Genomic DNA, 17643 nt, shown 5'->3' with positions numbered 1-17643 from the left:
AGAATGTTTGATATAATGTAACAATGTGTTACTTAGGCCATTGCTTTGAGATTAAAGAAAAAGGTGAAAAGCACACCTAAGCACTGGCTCCGCACGCTGCTCGCTTCCCCTGAGAAAACCACTCAGGACAAGCTTAAAACCTTGCAGCGGCTTCGCTCATTGCTTCGATATTAAAGAAAAAGGTGAAAGGCACACCTTTTTCTTTAATCTCTATAACGTATGTCCAAATTGGTTAAATCATGCGAAACGAGGGGGATTACTTTGTCCAAAATTCAAATTTCTCAACTCATAGCGATCCTAGTTCTAGTGATCTTCGTGTTCTTCTCTTATCAAAATGAATCTACTGCAACATGGCTTTTCTATCTACTTGCACTTATTAATATTGGTCTTTGGATTCTCAGACTTTTCGAACGAAGACGAAAAGAGAAACGTTAAAAAAAGAAGGAAGTGAGCTCCGTTACTTCCTTCTTTTTTAATGTCAACTCGCATGAAACTATCCACATTTGTACATATTATCTGTACAATAACTTCTACTATGAAGCTGGAGGGTTAATTATGAAAAAACATCTCAGTAAAATCAAAACCTTTTCCTACCAATTTTTCAATCTTCTCTTTATTTTAGAGTATGAAGACCTTCATAAAGAACCTAGACTAGAAAAAAAAACCTCAGATTCTCAGTCCATCTTGAATAAATCATAATTTAAGAAAACGACGCGTAGCGTGTGGTGCTCTTCTTCGAGTACGCTTTCCTACTTGGTTGAAATCCATCCTAATATTCACTCAAAGTTTTATACTTTCCTATTTATTAAAAAAGTCTGCCCTTTTTATACACACATTTGGTCAGACTTTTTATTTTTATGAAATAACATGAAAAGCATTCTTATTTATGGTAACAGTAGTTGGAGTTTGGCCCATCATTTCTCCGTCTGCTGTCACATACAAAGGCTCATTACTTTCTACTTCTACCTGCTCCACTTGCACATAGTCCACTCCTTTCATTGAAACATGTTTGCCTGTGAAAACAGCAGCCAGAATAAATAATAATCTCCATTTAGGAAGACTATGTATGATACAAATATCGATTTTCCCATCATTACTTTTTGCATTAGGACAAATTTTCATCCCCCCACCGTAGTAAGGGTGATTCGCTATTGCAATTAACCACACCTTTTCAAAAATACGTTCTTTTCCATTTAATAAAAGTCTAGTATATGTGGGTTTATAGTTGATTAGCACCTTAAATATAATAAAAAAGTATGCAAGCCCACCTAACCATTTTTTGAGCTTCAACTCATTCGCTTCTTTTGCCACTTTCCCATCAAATCCAATCCCGACAACGGTCATGCAATGTCTGTCCCCTACTTTTAGTAAATCAATTTTTTGCTGACCTTTTTGCAGAATCCTTTCGATTTCTTGTTGATAATTTTTCGTTATCCCTCTTGCTCTTGCAAAATCATTTCCCGAACCCGTTGGAATAACAGTGAACGGAACCACGGAACCCAATAATTCATTGATAATTTCATGAATGGTTCCGTCACCACCAAGAGCAACGACGCCATCCACTTGGTTCGTTGCATTCTTTATTGTTGAAATATACTCGAGCACTTCTATTTTATTTTTTGAAAGTAAAACGGTATATCGAACATCTTTTTCTATGAGAATTTTTTCTATTTCGCTCCATATTTTCGTAGAACGTCCATTTCCTGACGTCTTATTCACAATAAAATAATACATAAAATGAACTCACCCCTTTTTCGCTGTATTTTTCCCTTTTTCATTCTCAATATACAAAGATAATAATGTCAAGGAAAAGGAAAAATATGAATAATCTTCGTTTATTTGCACAAATTACTAGTAATTGCGTTTGTATTTAAATATGTATGAGGGAGGTGATATATGTGAATGCATTACAATTTAATTTCAATATTCCTAAGTATATATTTACAAAAACAATCGGTCGTTGGATCCCCTCCATACATTGGCATCCGCGTTTTTCATGCTTAAGTTGGAAAGACACTGAAGAACCGTCTTTACCTAATGAGGATTGGATTAAAATAAAAGTCAAATATGGTGGCATATGTGGAAGTGATATGAATTTACTCTTTCTTCATGATAGTCCAACGACATCACCATACGTATCATTTCCATTTACAATCGGACACGAAGCTGTTGGAGAAATTTCAGAACTAGGTCAACAGGTTCAAAATCATAAAATAGGTCAACGCGTAGTGGTCAATCCTGTTTTATCATGTGAAAGTAGAGGTTTAGAGCCTTGTCCCGCTTGCGTTCGAGGTGATGAAAGTTTATGTCAACAAAAAACAAAAGGTGCAATAGAGTCTGGGCTTCTCATTGGAGCTTGTCGTGATACCGGTGGAAGCTGGAGTCCTTACTTAGTTGCTCATAAAAGCCAAGTGCTCACGTTACCAGATGAAGTAAATGACTTAAATGGAGTATTGGTCGAACCATTTAGCTGTGCCTTACATGCTGTGTTACGCAACCCTCCTAAGGATGGAGATAACATCCTTGTCATAGGTGCTGGGGTGATTGGGTTATCTGTTGTGACCGCTATCAAAGCACTTGGCTATTCGTGTAACGTCACGATTTTAGTAAAACACCCATTCCAAGGCGAGATGGCTAAAACACTTGGTGCCGATGAAGTGATTTATCTCGACAAGAACTATGTAAAGTCTACTGCCAATGCATTAGGGGCCGAAATATTAAACCCATTATTTGGACCAGAAGTGATTCAAGGTGGTGCAAACATCGTTTATGAATGTGTCGGAAAGAAACAGAGTGTAACAGATGCTCTTCGCTTTACAGAAAGTGGAGGCAAAGTTGTCATTCTAGGTTTAGCTAGCATTATGAAGAAAATAGACTGGACAACAGTTTGGTTAAACGAATTAACCGTTAAAGGTTGTTTTGCTTATAGTACAAATATTTTTGAAGGAAATAAATGGAATACCCTTCAAATTGCCATTGAATTGATGAGTAGAGGCAAAGTCGATCTTTCTCCTCTTATTACACATCAATACCCTCTAAATGAATATCAGGTAGCTTTCAATACTATTACAAAAAGAAGCCGTAAAAATGCATTGAAAGTTATCTTCAACCATGATCAAACTACTGTTGGAGGCTAACAATGAAAAATTTCACACTGAGCTCAGATCCGTCTAGTTCGTTCTTACAATGGATGTCACAAAGTTTAGTAGCTACATTTTCAGAAAATGGATTTTCTTACACAGAAAATCATACGGATCCATTACAGTTGGTTTTTCACTTCGTCACGGACGAAGATATTAAACCGTTTCGTCGCAAGGCACAAGCCACTTTTGTTGTTGGCGTTTTAGAAAGTAGTGGAAAACCTTACGATCTTTTTACAGAGGTGTATCCTTTTCTTATCCGCTCCTTAGCCAATCATTTTATGTATATTAATCATCGAGCAGGGAAAACAGATGTTCATTTTCTCACACCAGAACAAGGCTGTTACTCCATTAGTTATCAAGAAGGTGACGATGCACAGGGGTTTTTCGATAAAATTTACAAACGCCTTGAGCCCCTGACTTGTTCGCGACTTGTCATTGACAATCATTTTTCTGAGGACTTACCACCCACGCTATGGGAAGGTGATCATATTACAAGTGAACTAAGTAAATCAGGGAAAAAGTTAGATGAGATGAACTTACTTCCTGCTCCCTTTCCTTTAGATAAATATTTAAATGACAGAGATATGCGTCATCTCAAAAAGTTATATGGCCTCGGTGGATTAAGTTATGGAAATTTAAGTGCACGATCTGATGAAGATCATTTCTGGATGAGTGCAAGTGGGATTAATAAAGCTGATATGAAAGAAATCGGTCGAGATATTCTTTATATTAAGGGCTATAACGATGACAATAATTTAATGGAAGTAAGTATTCCACCAAATGTAACCCCAAAAAGAGCGTCTGTTGACGCCATTGAACATTGGATGATCTATAAAGAGCATCCTACCGTAGGGGCCATTGTTCATATTCATGCTTGGATGGATGGTATTAAAGCAACCGAAATTAACTACCCTTGTGGTACCTATGAACTTGCTGAAACCGTTGCAACCCTTATTAGAGACTCCGACAACCCATCCGAAGCAATCATTGGCTTAAAAAATCATGGTCTAACTATTACTGGACCTTCTTTAGAAAACATCTTTAGTAGGATAGAAGGAAAAGTTCAACGACAAGTACCCATGTCATAACGATAGTAACCTTAAAGGGATGACTCTTATTTTAGAGTAACGGTTACGAAAAAGACGGAGACGTAAATCACAATGATTTTCGTCTTTTTGTCTTTGTATCAATAATTGTTGTACTCAAAAAGCAGTAAACTGTCTTTCAATGCGTTAGTAAATTCAACAATTAATTTAAACAGTTAGGTTAGCTTTAGTTGAAAAAGATCAAAAATAAGTATAAGCACATTGGCGGGTATCCAATGCGCTTTTTTTGCTATTTTTTTCGAACAAAGCAGAATGATCTGTTATTGAATCCTCTAAACCAACTCTAGATCAATTATAATATTTGTTTCTTTGTGCTTTCTAATTTCTTTATGAGATAAGCAATATGTTTAGCTGCATTCGGTTTCTTTAATATTCTAGCATTATTGACTAATCCCTGATAGTACTCTTCATTAAACAAAAGTTTCTCCAATAAAGACCTTACATCTTCGAGAAGTTCCGCTTTTACAGCGGTACCAAATTCCATTAAAAAATCTGCATTATCCTCTTCATGGCCTGGAACAGGTTGATAAATCAAAATCGGTGTCTCACATGCTAACGCTTCTGCCATTGTTAGCCCACCCGCTTTAGATAAAAGGACATCACTCGCCCTCAAGTAATCCGTAAAGTGGTCTGTATAGGAAATAACATGAACTCGATGTTTACTAGGAAAAGCCTTAATCTGATCATCAAGATCTTTATTGGTTCCTGTCATACATAAAACCTGTATGCGACAATCTAATTGTTCAATCGATCTCAGAATATCCACATATTTCCCTAACCCTAACCCTCCACCAGTAATTAAAACGGTTTTCTCATCGGGTTGTAATTTAAGATCATTTCTAATTTTCCATCTTGGAATATCAACATCAGGTATCGCTTTGATTGGAATCCCTGTGTAAAACATCTGATTCAAAGGAATATTATTTTCATTTGCAAACTGATCAATATGTGGCGATGCTGTAAAATACCCATCGATTTCAGGTCTCGCATAAGCTGGATGTAAATATAAATCTGTAATAACCGTATACAATGGAATGTTCAAGTGTTTCTTTTTCTTTAATTTAGCCAAAAAAGCTGTAACAAAAGGATGAGTTGAGATCATAATGTTTGTTCGTTGTTTATTTATAATGGAATTTAATTTCTCACAAAAGAATGTTCCTAACTGGTCCATAATTAAAAACCATGAGTACTCTTCACTATATCTATATAGTCGCCCCCAAAGGCGTGGAGTTTTTTCAATCATCTTTAAATAAAATTCCAAAAATGTTTTATGCAGAAATGGATGGATGGACTGAAAAGTATCCACAATATGAACGGTTTCTCCTTGAAGTTCCAATTGTTCCTTTAGCGCCTTCGAAGCTTCGTTATGACCATTTCCAATTGATGCGGAAAAGATAGTAATCTGACTCATAAGCGAACCTCACTTTCTTCACATTGCAGTCATTCGTTCAATATGATTAAAGTTAGTTTTCACTTTATCTTTAATAACATTCATGAAAAAATTTGGATCTAATCCCTCATGTCATGCCTATGTTTTTCTTCTACAATCTGCTATGATTTGATGTATATGAGAGTTGAGGAAGGATGAAGGAATTGTGAAAACTGTATTTTCAGGTATACAACCAAGTGGTACGTTAACACTTGGAAATTATTTAGGGGCAATGAAGCATTTTGTAGATATGCAAAACGATTATAACTGTTATTTCTGTATTGTTGACCAGCATGCTATAACAGTTCCGCAAGATCGCTTGAAATTGCGTGAAAATATCCGTAGCTTAGCTGCCTTATATTTAGCGGTTGGAATTAATCAGGATAAGGCTACATTATTTATTCAATCAGAAGTCCCAGCACACGCTCAACTTGGTTGGTTGATGCAGTGTGTCTCCTATATTGGCGAACTTGAGCGTATGACACAATTTAAAGATAAGTCTGATGGCAAAGAAGCTGTTTCTTCTGCTCTGCTTACATACCCACCACTTATGGCTGCTGATATCTTATTGTATAAAACGGATATTGTTCCAGTTGGGGAAGATCAAAAACAGCATCTAGAACTAACTCGAGATCTTGCTGAACGTTTTAATAAGAAATATAATGATATTTTCACCATTCCAGAGGTAAAGATTCCTAAGGTTGGAGCGCGGATCATGTCACTAAATGACCCAACTAAAAAAATGAGTAAGTCCAACCCAAATCCAAAGAGCTACATCTCGATGTTGGATGACGCCGCAACGATTACAAAAAAAATTAAGAGTGCCGTAACAGATACAGAAGGTACTATACGTTTTGATCGAGATGAAAAACCAGCTGTCTCAAATTTACTTTCTATTTATTCTCTTTGCTCAGGTGAGTCAATTGAAGCAATTGAAGCGAAGTATGAAGGGAAAGGTTATGGAGATTTTAAAAGTGAACTTGCTGATGTCGTAGTAGGAACACTGCGTCCCATTCAAGAACGTTACTATCAATTACTTCAGTCCGACGAACTTGATCAAATTCTAGATCACGGTGCTGAAAAAGCCAACCATGTAGCATCACGAATGATCACAAAAGCTGAAAATGCAATGGGACTTGGTCGGAAGAAACGTAAATAAAAAAACGTCATGAGTCAAACACAGGCTCATGACATTTTTTGTAATTTCCAGGCATGAGTATTTCCATTTTGAGCACTCGTCCTATCAATAAAAAGGACGAGAAGTACACTCGTCCTTTTTATTTTTAATACCCACTATTTTTTTTCATGATCTTTCCAACGAAGAATGAAAGACCAAGTGTTCCAACTAGTAATACTACTGTTAAGATCTGCATTACTAAATAGGCAAAATTATCCATAAAGTCCCCTCCCTCATTCTAAAGAGGCTACTGAAAAAGTCCAATTTTCACTTTTTTTAGTAGCCAACTACTTCACTTATTATAGGAGAGTTCACAATCGTTGTAAATGGATGATAAATTGGAACTTGTGCTTTTTCTTCATGAACCGCTTTGTTTTCACAAACCGTTCATTATTTAACACTTGCTCCATGCTCGAGCTCCCATAACTTCTCAAAGAAAGCTTGTCCTCTAACCATGGCTTCACAAAGTTGAAGGTGTTTATCTGTCCATCCTTCACGTATTTCATTGTATAGTTGCTCCCAAGCTTCATCTCTTCCAAGCATTTGGATCCTCATATAATCACTTGGACACCATTCTGTGTACCAATAACGTACTTCAGCATCTGTACCTGAAGAATACAATTGGTCTAGAGCCATATACAACAATTGTTTTAATTGACGTTCTTTTCTTGTTAATCCACGAAGATCATCTGGACTGGGTGAAAGAATGTGATATTCCTTTTCTTTTTCTGCTGTTAATTCAAATTGATTAAATTGACTTTGTTTTAATTGTTCGTAAACCATTTGCTCTTGTCTTGGTGTTAGGCGACTTTTTCGAATAGGTGTTTTATACCCCATCGTATCAATCGCAATAATTCTTTCTCCATCTGTTGCTATAAAGCAATAATCTAACTGAATTCGTGACATGTTTTTACGTAAGTAACTTTGTTGATGAACTTCAGCCAGTAGATCATCTGGTAAATCTGATAGGTTATTTTCAATATAATGAAAAAGTTCTGCACTAACAACCACGAGTACCGCTTGATCTAATACTTCGATTCTGTCGTCACTTCTCCACTCATGAAAATCACACACATTGTACCCATTCTCTTCACCTTCAAACCAATTGACCCATACGTCCCGGATATGGACCATAAAAGACCCCCCTTACCGTAAAATCATTTTGTATCCTCAGTATAGGCAAGGGACAACCAGTTTATTCCACAGTCTCATAATTCATTCCAGATTATCTTTATTTTTTCCTTTTTTGCTTTTTTGATGGAAACATCATTGCGCCAACAATCATCATAACACCAATGATGAATACATAAAACTCAACGCTCCTCACTATAAAGTGAAGGTACATCGAAAATTGATATCCCGTGATCAGCAAATTTAAATACGCTAACATGCTTATTCCACCAACGACAGCGAAAATAAAACCACAAAAAACAAAAAACAATCGTATCATGTGCTATCACACCAAACGAACCTCATCCAATATGCCCTCCCTAACGATTAAAATTGGATCGTTCCAAAATGACTTCGGCTGATATGTGCATTAGATGATTAGTTGTTTCCGTTTGGCTCACAGCCGAATTCACTATTCTATACCCTGCATAGTAACCTAACCATAAAGGTATTCCGTTTACCTCACTTCCATAAAGAAAAGGAATATGACTTTTACGACCTTTTAATTCTAAGTTTGGTTTAAGCCAGCGATCGTACCACTCTTTTTTCCACCTGTCATCATAGCGTGAAGTCCAAGTTGCACAAGCAGAAGCTCCAATTTCCTCTTCTACAGCCTTCTCAGCAAGACCTTCCATCACCATTGATTCAAGGAGAATCATCTCGTCCTCAGATTGTTTTGTTGCTGCTAAACGACAAACATGGTGATATTCGTGTGTAATGAGTGCCAGAAGGTCTTCTGTTGTGGTGTGAGATCGAATAAATAAAAGAATACCTTTTTCTATTGTTAATCCAGTTTTGGCCCCTAGTTCTTCTTCTAAAAGTTGATTTTGATCTGTTAATGGCAAGATGTAGATTTTCACATCCGGCCCATTCCACTTTTTCTTCAATTTATTAAATTGCTTCTGAACAATTAACCAAGGTACCTTCTCTTTCCATTTCTCATACTCTATATCAATTGATTGTTCAGGATGGAATAATCCCATTTGTAATAAATATTGATGAAGCCCAAGTATATCAGTGGTCTCAAAAAGATCCCTTAATGGTTGGATAATGACATCACGTTGGCAATCCACTTTTTCTTGTATCGTTTTAACTTTATTCCACTTATAGTTATAGGCATCTAGCCATTTATCTGTGCGAACAACCCCCATGAATGACACCTCCTTACTATTACTATATGAAGAGGATGTCTATAATGAACCAACTTCTATCTTTTTTCGTTCAATTTAATCTGATTCGAGTTCATTCTTTATTAACTGGAATAAAACAGTGCGATTGCGGGGGTTTTTTGGCTATTACATATTTTTAATATTGGAAGACTCCCTTTTCCTTTCTCAATTTCATATGAACATTTGTCACGGTTTTACATATTCTAGTTAGTAGCTATTAATAAGAAAAGGATGGTTTTATGCCTGCTATTGTAGGAGCCGTAAAAGTAAATAGTATTGGAAATAGTGGGGTTTTTAACATTGGTGACGTCTATACAATGTCACCACAAAGTAGTGCAAAAACTTTTGCAGGAGCTGGTTCATTTAATACGGGTGATTATTTGAGAGTACGAAACGACCATAGTTCAACAAATACCTATGATAAAGATGTTGCTGACTCAAATATTCAATCCGTCACCTAAAAAGGAGGCTAGTATGAATTTCCATATTAATCAAAGCATAACGATACACAACTTAAGGGTAGATGGGATAACAAACTCTTCTGTATTACAGATTGGTAGTGCCGGAATGATTAAATCATTATCGAATCTATACAATACAGGTGGATATACCGAACCAGCCCCGGAAGTAGGGGAGTACGAACCAAGACCTCCACTAGTTCCTCTTGCTCCCCCTACAGGTCCAACATAAAATTTTATTGAAGACAGTTAGAAGGAGGAGATTTTATGTATTATAACAATTCTGATCTGACTCAAAATCTCCAGCAAATTTATAGTTATCTAAATTCTCAACATGAACGAATTAACTACTTAGAGACATTGATTCAACAGCTTCAAAATGAAATAAATTCACTAAATAAGAACCCAACTTCAAATATCGAAAGAATTGAATATAAGTTTGACCAATTAAAAGTGGAGAGGTTAGAAGGAACGTTAAATATCGGGATTACTCCGCAAAACGGTGAGAATTCAATTGACGATTTTGCAGTAAACCAACATGAATTAAACGTTCCCCCTGCAGCTGAACAACAATCAAATCTATTTGAAAATGTGAAGCGTCACATCCATAATTATTTGAACGGAGAATGCTATCAAGTGTTCAACTCAATTGAACAACAAAATAATTACTTCTTAGATTCTCATTATCGTCAATATATTATTCAAGATATTAGAGGACAAATTGATCATCGTATCCACTATTACCTCAGTCAGTTTAATCAAGATACCAACCATGTAGATCAAGGTAACATCGAACAATTTGAAGCGTTGACGATCAACAAAGTAAAAGAAGATATTCATAAAACGTATGATGAATTTATTAAACATTTGCCAAAAAAGGAGTCTGATTCTTAAAATGAATTTTTCAGTCGTAAATAAAAACGTATGTGTAGACAATGTACGAATAGTAGGTGTTGCGAGTTCATCCGTTTTTATTGTAGGAGATACAGATACAATCACTTTGTCTTCTGTCTTTGATACACCGCCTGAATCGCTAATTATTGGTCCATTTGTCCCACTTGCCCCTGAATAAAGGAGGGAATTACTTTGTACAACCGAACTTCTATTGTTAAAGATATTCATGTTAGAAGTGTAGCGAGCAGCTCGATTTTTGAAATTGGTGATTCAACACATATTACACCTCGCTCCCGAGCTTTAGCTGTTCAACGCCAAGTTGAACTCTTTTACGGCGATGAAGGTGACTTTAATCAATATCCAATATTTAATAAGCCGATACCTCAACCCCTGGTTAATGAACAAGTCACCTTTACTAGATACAATGTTTCTCCTTTTATTAAAGTAAATCATATTGACATTCTTGGTGCTGCAGCATCTTCAGTTTTGCATATTGGCTCAACTAAAACCATTGACTCTGAATCTAGAGTGAAACATATAAGACAATTATTAGAAGACGAAAAGTAACTATTTCAGGTTTTTCGAATACAGTAAAGTAATTCTGAAATGAAAAGGGTGTTCATATGCCTTCTATAGTTGCTGGACCGTTCAAAGTGAATTCTAATGGAGGAGTCATGAATTTTGGTGATGCGTTAAATATTTCTCCAAAAAGTACATCTAAAGCTGTCTCTGGATCAGGCGGGGGAAATTCTGGAGATTTTATCATTACAAATAATGGCTTTAACATTAATAATGTCGTTGATCCTGATGTCCTTGATCAAAATCAAGGTGGAAATGCTTAAAACAATATAAAGTGGTGACTAACTATGGAATTTCACTCAAACGAATGGAAAAAACCATTTAAAAGTATATTTGAGGATGAATTTTGGGGAAAGTTCAATAATTATTTTAGTGAGGTAGGAAACGAACCTAGGGTAAATATCTATGAATCTAGGAATGAATTACTTTGTACTGTTTTTTTACCGGGAATAGAGTCAGTTGACGACATTCGTTTAAACATCCACGACAATGTGTTAGAAGTCAGTGGTGTGCTTAACCTCGATTTTAGTGGGTTCAGCTTGATTCATGAGGAACAACACCAAGGAGCCTTTAAACGAGCGATTGAATTACCATTTTCTGTTCGTAAGGATAAAGTCGAAGCTTCATATAAACGAGGGATTTTAGCTGTTCATTTATTTCGATTATTTTCGAGCAAGAATAGTCAAACGATTTTAATAAAAGACGAGGAATAAAGATCAGTCTATGGCGACTGATCTTTATTCCTCTCCTGTTCATACTGAAAAATTAGTTTCTTTAATTCTTGATTCCAAACAAGTCTAGCTTGAAACGTTTTATCATCTTTTACAAATCCTTGTATGAGTTCTGAACGACCATTCATTAGTAATTGTTTCACATCTTTTTGTCTGATTTTTTTCTTTAATATAGTTTTAGATATTGTAAAGCGACAATTGTTCGTATTGTACTGGCTACACCCATAAAATGTTCCTCTGTCTAAGACTGCTCCTCCACAAATTGGACATTTCCCCACTGAAGTAGCTATGCGTTTTCCTTTTTTGGGTTTCTTTTGCATCGACGAAATATCAAAATTAGAAAAGTCCCAAGACCGTACTTGATTTTCTGCTTCCTGCAATATATGATTGACAAGTTTCTTTGTTTGATCCATAAATACTGTATGTGACGCTTCTCCTTTACCGATCTCTCTTAGACGCTGCTCCCATTTTGCTGTCATTTCTGCCGAAGTCAAAAGACTTGAACCTAATGCTTCAATTAATAAACGACCTTTTTCTGTCGGATATACCGTGTTCTTGGTTACAACCATATATCCTCTATCTTTTAGTATGTTGATTATCCCAGCCCTTGTTGCTTCAGTCCCGAGTCCTTGAGATTCCATTAGAACCTTCTCTAGCTCTGTATCTGTTATTTGTCTTCCGGCCGTTTTCATAACATTTATTAGCTGTCCTTCGGTATAACGCTTTGGTGGCTGAGTAATGGACTCTTTTGTTTTGATATTTGCTACTAAACCTTGTTCTCCTGATTCCAAACTGGGTAAGAATTTTTCTTCTTTTTCTGACTTTTTATCCGAATAAATAATTTTTCTCCAACCAACCTGTTTAATCATTTTCCCCTTGGATTGAAATGTAGCTCGTTGATCAACTAACGTCTCAACCTTTGTTGTTGAAATAATGGCATCTTCCTCGTGTGCTGCCATTAGAGAACGTACGACTAAAACATATATATTTTTTTCTTCAGTCGATAGCTTTTCTAAATTAGGAATTTGTTCCGTTGGAATAATTGCATAGTGATCCGTCACTTTTTTTTCATTCACAAAACGCTGGTTTCCAATAAGTGATGTTATAGAAAGTGGAAAAAACGAAGCAAATTCCGGTTTAGTCGATAATGCCTTTAAAATGGTTGGGAAGGTGATGGCTTCTCCTTTTGTTACGAAAGGAGAATCAGTCCTTGGGTAGGAAATATATCCCTTTACATATAGTTTCTGCGCTATATCTAACGTCAGCTTTGGAGAATACTTAAATCGTTGATTCGCTGTTGTTTGCAGGCTTGAAAGAGTAGGCAAAAAAGGCGGTTTATAACGTTTTTCCTCAACCTTTACATCTACGATCGATGCAGGTTTCCCTTCACAAAAACCGGCGATCTTACTAGCCATTTCAGCAGAATCTAATCGCGTTTCGCCTTCTTTATGCCAAGTTCCCTCATATTTTTTTCCTTCTATACTGAACTTTCCAATTACTTCCCAAAAAGGAACTGGTTTAAAGGTTTCAATTTCTTTTTCTCTTTTAACAATTAAAGCTAGAGTTGGAGTCTGGACTCTCCCCGTTGAAAAAACGTCATGAATCCCTTTTTGTTGTAGCAGTAACGTATAGGCTCTTGATGCATTCATCCCGACAAGCCAATCCGCACAAGCTCTGCTCAAAGCCTCAAAGTACAATGGCCGTGTATCTTCTTCTGATCGTAAAGATTTAAATCCCTCTTCAACAGCTGCTTGCGTTAAGGAAGATAACCATAAACGTTTCAATGGCTTTTGAACACGACATTGGTTAAGTATGAGCCGGACAATTAACTCCCCCTCACGTCCAGCATCCCCAGCCATTATAATCTCAGTGACACTAGATTGAACCACTAATTTTTTTATCACTTGAAATTGTTTGGCTTTACCTTTAGAAATTTGATGCTGAAATTGCTCAGGTAATATCGGTAACGTTTCTAACTTCCATGCCTTCCACTTTTGATCATACATTTCAGGAGGGATCAACTCACATAAATGACCAATTGCCCAGGTCACATATGCACCATTTGGAAATTGAGAAGTCTCTTTTATTTCGATGTAACCCGTTCTTTTTATGGACGGAAAGGGAGCGGCTAATTTCACTCCTTGGTCTGGCTTTTCTGCAATAATTACTTTCATAGCCTTCTGTTCCTTTCCAATCTTTTTTTATTAATGAAACCTTTTTATTCAAGCTCTATTATAACTTATTCTAGATTTAGTTAGGGAAAAATACCACATCCTATTAAATAAATGGTACTATACAATAAAGAAAAATTCTTCCCGAAAAAAAGGAGAAAACTATGGCTACTTTAAACAAGTCTGTCCCATTATCAGCCTACACACCATTTACCCGTGCTGAATGGTCTAAACTTTCTAAAACAACAAATAACATGTTATCTGCAACTGAACGTGCTCAGTTAGGCAGTATTAATGAAGCCATCTCAGCCGAAGAAGTATCTGATATCTACTTACCTTTATCTCAATTACTTTATATGCATATGACTAAATCGGTCCAATTACATGAAAATGTAAATCACTTTTTACAAAAAAAGACCAAAAAGGTCCCCTTTGTTATCGGTGTTGCTGGAAGTGTTTCAGTCGGAAAAAGTACAACAGCCAGACTGATTCAAGCACTTTGCTCAAGGTGGCCCAATAACCCTAAAGTTGATCTTATTACAACCGATGGATTTTTGTACCCTAATGCTATTCTCGAGGAAAGAGGATTAATGAAGCGTAAAGGTTTCCCTGAAAGTTATGATATTGGACGTTTAATTCGATTCCTATATGAATTAAAATCTGGTCGCGCTTACATTGAAGCACCTATGTATTCGCATTTAACTTATGATATTTTAGGAGATCAAGTCCAGAAGATTATTGAACCCGATGTGGTTATTGTTGAGGGGATTAATGTCCTTCAAGTAAATAAAAAAGATCGAAGAATTCCACAAGTGTTTGTTTCTGATTTTTTTGATTTCTCCATTTATGTCGATGCCGATGAGGAAGACATCCTGTCTTGGTATATTGAGAGGTTCAAATTGTTGCGTAATACTGCCTTTCAACAACCAAAGTCATTTTTCCACCGTTATCGCCATCTATCTGATGCAGAGGCTTTTGATTTTGCTAAAGACATTTGGTCAACCATCAATGGGGTAAATTTAGAAAAGAACATCCGGCCAACTCGTCATCGTGCTGATTTAATCCTTAAAAAAGGTGCAGGCCACAAAGTAAGAGAAGTTCATTTGAAAAAAATGTAAAGTCAAACTGAACGTTTTATTTCTGAGACTTTTGCTGAGGCATTGCATTTTAGAGGAGTGAGACCCCATTCCTCCTCTATTCTTAACAGAAATCATCAAGATTTATTAATTGACCAATAAACGACTAATCACCTTATGAATAAACCCCTGTAAAAACAAATACACACACCGAACTCCTTTAAAAGACGTCATTTTTTACATTTTTCATGTTTAGCATATGTTAAATCAAAGAACAAGTGCGTTGTTTTCCATACAGTTTATGGCGATAAATAATTGTCCTCTCTTCTCCACCCCAATCATTTCTATGTCCCAACAACCTTTAAGACATTGAATACTAGTTAATTATAACAAGATTATAAAGCAAACAAACCATGTGGATTCTATTATATTATACTCAAATTCCTTGTTTACTTCTCGTCAGATTACACAAGTTAAGAGATTTCTCCATAGTTTGTTACAGAACTGTAAAGAATCAGGTTGATGCTTACTCTACCTAACAATCAAAAATCTCTAAACATGAGATGGTAAAAGTTGGTCACGTTTCTCTCTCGGTTTTTATGATAGTTTTATAGAGTCAGATTTTCCGAGGAGGATTTAACTTATGAAAAAATTTATCATTACATTATGTGCAACGGCTTCTCTTCTTTTTATTGGAGCTAATGAGACAAATGCTCAAAATCACACACATACAGTTGTATCTGGAGACACATTTTACAAATTAGGACAACAATACGGAGTAGCAGCTGCTGCTATTCAGAAGGCTAACAAAAAATCATCAACTACTATTTTTGTTGGAGAAAGATTAATCATTCCTGCATCTGTTTCTGCAGCGGAAAAAAATTTACTAGCTCGGCTCGTGCTTGCTGAGGCTGAAGGTGAACCTTACGCTGGTAAAGTCGCTGTAGCAACGGTTGTATTAAATCGAGTAGCTCACCGTGATTTTCCTAACACGGTCAGCGGAGTTATTAATGAGGTTGCGTCTGGCTATTACGCATTCTCTCCTGTAAAAGACGGTCGTATTAACCGTGCAGCAGACTCTGAATCGATTCGAGCTGTCGAAGAAGCATTGGCTTTCCGTGGACAAGGATCGGGTTCACTCTTCTTCTATAATCCTCGAATTGCGACTAATCATTGGAATGCTTCAAGAACGGAAACTATTCGTATCGGTAATCATGTGTTTGCAAAATAATGAACCAGAGACTGCCAATGGGGCAGTCTCTTTTAATATAACAGCTTCACCATATACTCCTCGTCAATATAGACGTTTTCAAGCTTCAACGCTCTCTTCTCATATCCGTACGACTCAAAACCTAATGATTGATAAAGCTGTTTTGCCCTTTCATTGTTAGCAGCTACGATCAAGTTTACCTGTTCAATACCTTCTTTAAGAGCCATTTCCATTGCATGACGAAGTAGTTTCTTTGCTACTCCTTTTCCCCTAGCCTCTTTTCTAACATAAACACTCCCAAGATCTGCTTTATGTCTCGTTTTTAAGAAGTTTGATCGAGTTACATTTACGATCCCAACAAGACTTTTCTTTTCATCAAACATCCCATAATAATTTATCGCGGTTAATTGAGATTCAAAAAAAGAAATCGGTTTGTCTACTTCTTCCTCATAACTAGCTGCAAACGCTTCTGGCACCTTTTCTAAAGCTAGCAGTCTTATTTCTCGAAACGATTGTGCATGTTCTTTTTCAAGCTTTTGCATATACATAACTTACATCCTTTCTTAATCGGGAAACTTGTTTATTTTTATCATTTACTTTAATAAAAGGAACTTCTTACTCTCACGTAGAATAATTCTAATAGACACAGATGAAGGGTTTGATAAAGATGACTCGGATCTCTAAAACAGCCAAAGTAAAAGCAGAACGATTGCAATCATCATACGTGGGTCGAATGAATGAAGCTAATGGCATCAATAAAATCGAACAGGTTCAGCGAATTGAGGATTTGAAAAATTCAACGAATCACCCTTCGGAACATCAGTTGCTTTCTTATGAACGATATTATCACACCGTAAAAGAAGCAAATAAAGAATTTAAACATTATTACAACAATGAAAAAGACTTGTATGAAGCGATTTTAAATTTAGATGAACAGGGGAAGAAGCTATTTAGTCAGTTAGATGAATTCGTTCATAAATATAATAGAGCACTTATTTCTCTGCAAAACTTTGATAAACTTGTAGGTACTGAACATGTAACAAAAATTCATGATCTGTACGTATCTTTTTCTGAAGCCTTTTATTCAATTGGCATTAAGAAAAATAGTAATCATACTTTAAGCTTCAATCCCCATCTTGTGCAAGAAGCAATCAATAGCTCAAATAGTTTTGTATCAGAGCTTATTTACCGTTTTAAAGATGCGGTAGTAGAACAATATCAAGCTTTAAACAAAGTGAAAAGCGAAGCTAACCAACACACTCGATATGATTCACAATCTTTAGAAATAAAGGGCTTAATTGTCGAAGAAGAAGGGTAAAACTCGAAGCCA

General features: G+C 36.1%; 21 protein-coding genes. 14 read left to right on the top strand and 7 right to left on the bottom strand.

Features of this window, described 5'->3' with window-relative positions:
- The first annotated feature begins 261 nt into the window (after positions 1-261).
- Positions 262-435 (top strand): hypothetical protein, encoded by a 174-nt coding sequence (locus LDX58_RS10735; protein WP_227936833.1) that lies wholly within the window; start codon positions 262-264, stop codon positions 433-435.
- A gap of 420 nt (positions 436-855) precedes the next feature.
- Here the strand turns inward: LDX58_RS10735 and LDX58_RS10730 are convergent, their stop codons facing one another.
- Positions 856-1734 carry a diacylglycerol/lipid kinase family protein gene (locus LDX58_RS10730; protein ID WP_227936832.1) on the bottom strand — a complete coding sequence of 293 codons (879 nt, stop codon included), beginning with the start codon at positions 1732-1734 and terminating at the stop codon, positions 856-858.
- 164 nt (positions 1735-1898) lie between these two features.
- Between LDX58_RS10730 and LDX58_RS10725 the strand changes: the two genes are divergently transcribed.
- Both LDX58_RS10725 and LDX58_RS10720 read left to right on the top strand, forming a co-directional pair.
- On the top strand, positions 1899-3137 hold the full coding sequence (locus LDX58_RS10725) for a zinc-dependent alcohol dehydrogenase (RefSeq protein ID WP_227936831.1): 1239 nt from the start codon (positions 1899-1901) through the stop codon (positions 3135-3137).
- 2 nt (positions 3138-3139) lie between these two features.
- On the top strand, positions 3140-4231 hold the full coding sequence (locus tag LDX58_RS10720; protein WP_227936830.1) for a class II aldolase/adducin family protein: 1092 nt from the start codon (positions 3140-3142) through the stop codon (positions 4229-4231).
- Between the two features lie 310 nt (positions 4232-4541).
- Here LDX58_RS10720 and LDX58_RS10715 read toward each other — a convergent pair whose 3' ends face one another.
- Positions 4542-5660, bottom strand: coding sequence for an MGDG synthase family glycosyltransferase (locus LDX58_RS10715; RefSeq protein WP_227936829.1), 1119 nt, complete (start codon positions 5658-5660; stop codon positions 4542-4544).
- 184 nt (positions 5661-5844) lie between these two features.
- On the opposite strand from LDX58_RS10715, the gene trpS reads away from it, so the two are divergent.
- Positions 5845-6837, top strand: a complete 993-nt coding sequence (trpS, locus tag LDX58_RS10710) for a tryptophan--tRNA ligase (protein ID WP_227936828.1) — start codon at positions 5845-5847, stop codon at positions 6835-6837.
- A 408-nt stretch (positions 6838-7245) separates the two neighbouring features.
- Here the strand turns inward: trpS and LDX58_RS10705 are convergent, their stop codons facing one another.
- The 3 genes from LDX58_RS10705 to LDX58_RS10695 form a co-directional block, all read right to left on the bottom strand.
- Positions 7246-7989 (bottom strand): YjbA family protein, encoded by a 744-nt coding sequence (locus LDX58_RS10705; RefSeq protein WP_227936827.1) that lies wholly within the window; start codon positions 7987-7989, stop codon positions 7246-7248.
- Positions 7990-8086: 97 nt separating this feature from the next.
- Positions 8087-8305 (bottom strand): YuzI family membrane protein, encoded by a 219-nt coding sequence (locus LDX58_RS10700; RefSeq protein WP_227936826.1) that lies wholly within the window; start codon positions 8303-8305, stop codon positions 8087-8089.
- Positions 8306-8345: 40 nt separating this feature from the next.
- Positions 8346-9176 (bottom strand): DUF2268 domain-containing putative Zn-dependent protease, encoded by an 831-nt coding sequence (locus tag LDX58_RS10695; protein WP_227936825.1) that lies wholly within the window; start codon positions 9174-9176, stop codon positions 8346-8348.
- Between the two features lie 257 nt (positions 9177-9433).
- Between LDX58_RS10695 and LDX58_RS10690 the strand changes: the two genes are divergently transcribed.
- The 7 genes from LDX58_RS10690 to LDX58_RS10660 are packed head-to-tail and all read left to right on the top strand — an operon-like array spanning position 9434 to position 11838.
- On the top strand, positions 9434-9655 hold the full coding sequence (locus LDX58_RS10690; protein WP_227936824.1) for a spore germination protein: 222 nt from the start codon (positions 9434-9436) through the stop codon (positions 9653-9655).
- Positions 9656-9668: 13 nt separating this feature from the next.
- Complete coding sequence (locus LDX58_RS10685) at positions 9669-9884, top strand: spore germination protein GerPB (RefSeq protein ID WP_227936823.1); 216 nt, start codon at positions 9669-9671, stop codon at positions 9882-9884.
- A gap of 35 nt (positions 9885-9919) precedes the next feature.
- Positions 9920-10546: a spore germination protein GerPC gene (gene gerPC, locus LDX58_RS10680; RefSeq protein ID WP_227936822.1), complete on the top strand. Its 627-nt coding sequence runs from the start codon at positions 9920-9922 to the stop codon at positions 10544-10546.
- A gap of 1 nt (position 10547) precedes the next feature.
- Positions 10548-10724 carry a spore germination protein GerPD gene (locus LDX58_RS10675; RefSeq protein ID WP_227936821.1) on the top strand — a complete coding sequence of 59 codons (177 nt, stop codon included), beginning with the start codon at positions 10548-10550 and terminating at the stop codon, positions 10722-10724.
- 14 nt (positions 10725-10738) lie between these two features.
- Complete coding sequence (locus LDX58_RS10670; RefSeq protein WP_227936820.1) at positions 10739-11113, top strand: spore germination protein GerPE; 375 nt, start codon at positions 10739-10741, stop codon at positions 11111-11113.
- Between the two features lie 56 nt (positions 11114-11169).
- Complete coding sequence (locus LDX58_RS10665) at positions 11170-11388, top strand: spore germination protein (RefSeq protein WP_227936819.1); 219 nt, start codon at positions 11170-11172, stop codon at positions 11386-11388.
- Between the two features lie 24 nt (positions 11389-11412).
- Complete coding sequence (locus LDX58_RS10660; protein ID WP_227936818.1) at positions 11413-11838, top strand: Hsp20/alpha crystallin family protein; 426 nt, start codon at positions 11413-11415, stop codon at positions 11836-11838.
- Between the two features lie 8 nt (positions 11839-11846).
- Here the strand turns inward: LDX58_RS10660 and LDX58_RS10655 are convergent, their stop codons facing one another.
- The gene (locus LDX58_RS10655; RefSeq protein WP_227936817.1) at positions 11847-14030 is read right to left on the bottom strand and encodes a DNA topoisomerase III; all 2184 of its coding nucleotides are present in this window, start codon (positions 14028-14030) and stop codon (positions 11847-11849) included.
- Between the two features lie 161 nt (positions 14031-14191).
- Here LDX58_RS10655 and coaA point away from each other — a divergent pair, with 161 nt between their 5' ends.
- Together coaA and LDX58_RS10645 are read left to right on the top strand one after the other, a co-directional pair.
- Positions 14192-15145, top strand: a complete 954-nt coding sequence (gene coaA, locus LDX58_RS10650; RefSeq protein ID WP_227936816.1) for a type I pantothenate kinase — start codon at positions 14192-14194, stop codon at positions 15143-15145.
- A gap of 601 nt (positions 15146-15746) precedes the next feature.
- Entirely contained in the window at positions 15747-16334 is a 588-nt protein-coding gene (locus tag LDX58_RS10645) for a cell wall hydrolase (protein ID WP_227936815.1), read from the top strand.
- A gap of 32 nt (positions 16335-16366) precedes the next feature.
- On the opposite strand, the gene LDX58_RS10640 is transcribed toward LDX58_RS10645, so the two are convergent.
- The gene (locus LDX58_RS10640; RefSeq protein WP_227936814.1) at positions 16367-16861 is read right to left on the bottom strand and encodes a GNAT family N-acetyltransferase; all 495 of its coding nucleotides are present in this window, start codon (positions 16859-16861) and stop codon (positions 16367-16369) included.
- A gap of 119 nt (positions 16862-16980) precedes the next feature.
- On the opposite strand from LDX58_RS10640, the gene LDX58_RS10635 reads away from it, so the two are divergent.
- Entirely contained in the window at positions 16981-17631 is a 651-nt protein-coding gene (locus tag LDX58_RS10635; RefSeq protein ID WP_227936813.1) for a hypothetical protein, read from the top strand.
- Positions 17632-17643 lie beyond the last annotated feature (12 nt).

The sequence above is a fragment of the Alkalihalobacillus deserti genome, assembly GCF_020734105.1.
Lineage (GTDB): Bacteria > Bacillota > Bacilli > Bacillales > Bacillaceae_D > Halalkalibacter > Halalkalibacter deserti.
This window is presented reverse-complemented; position numbering and strand designations above follow the sequence as displayed.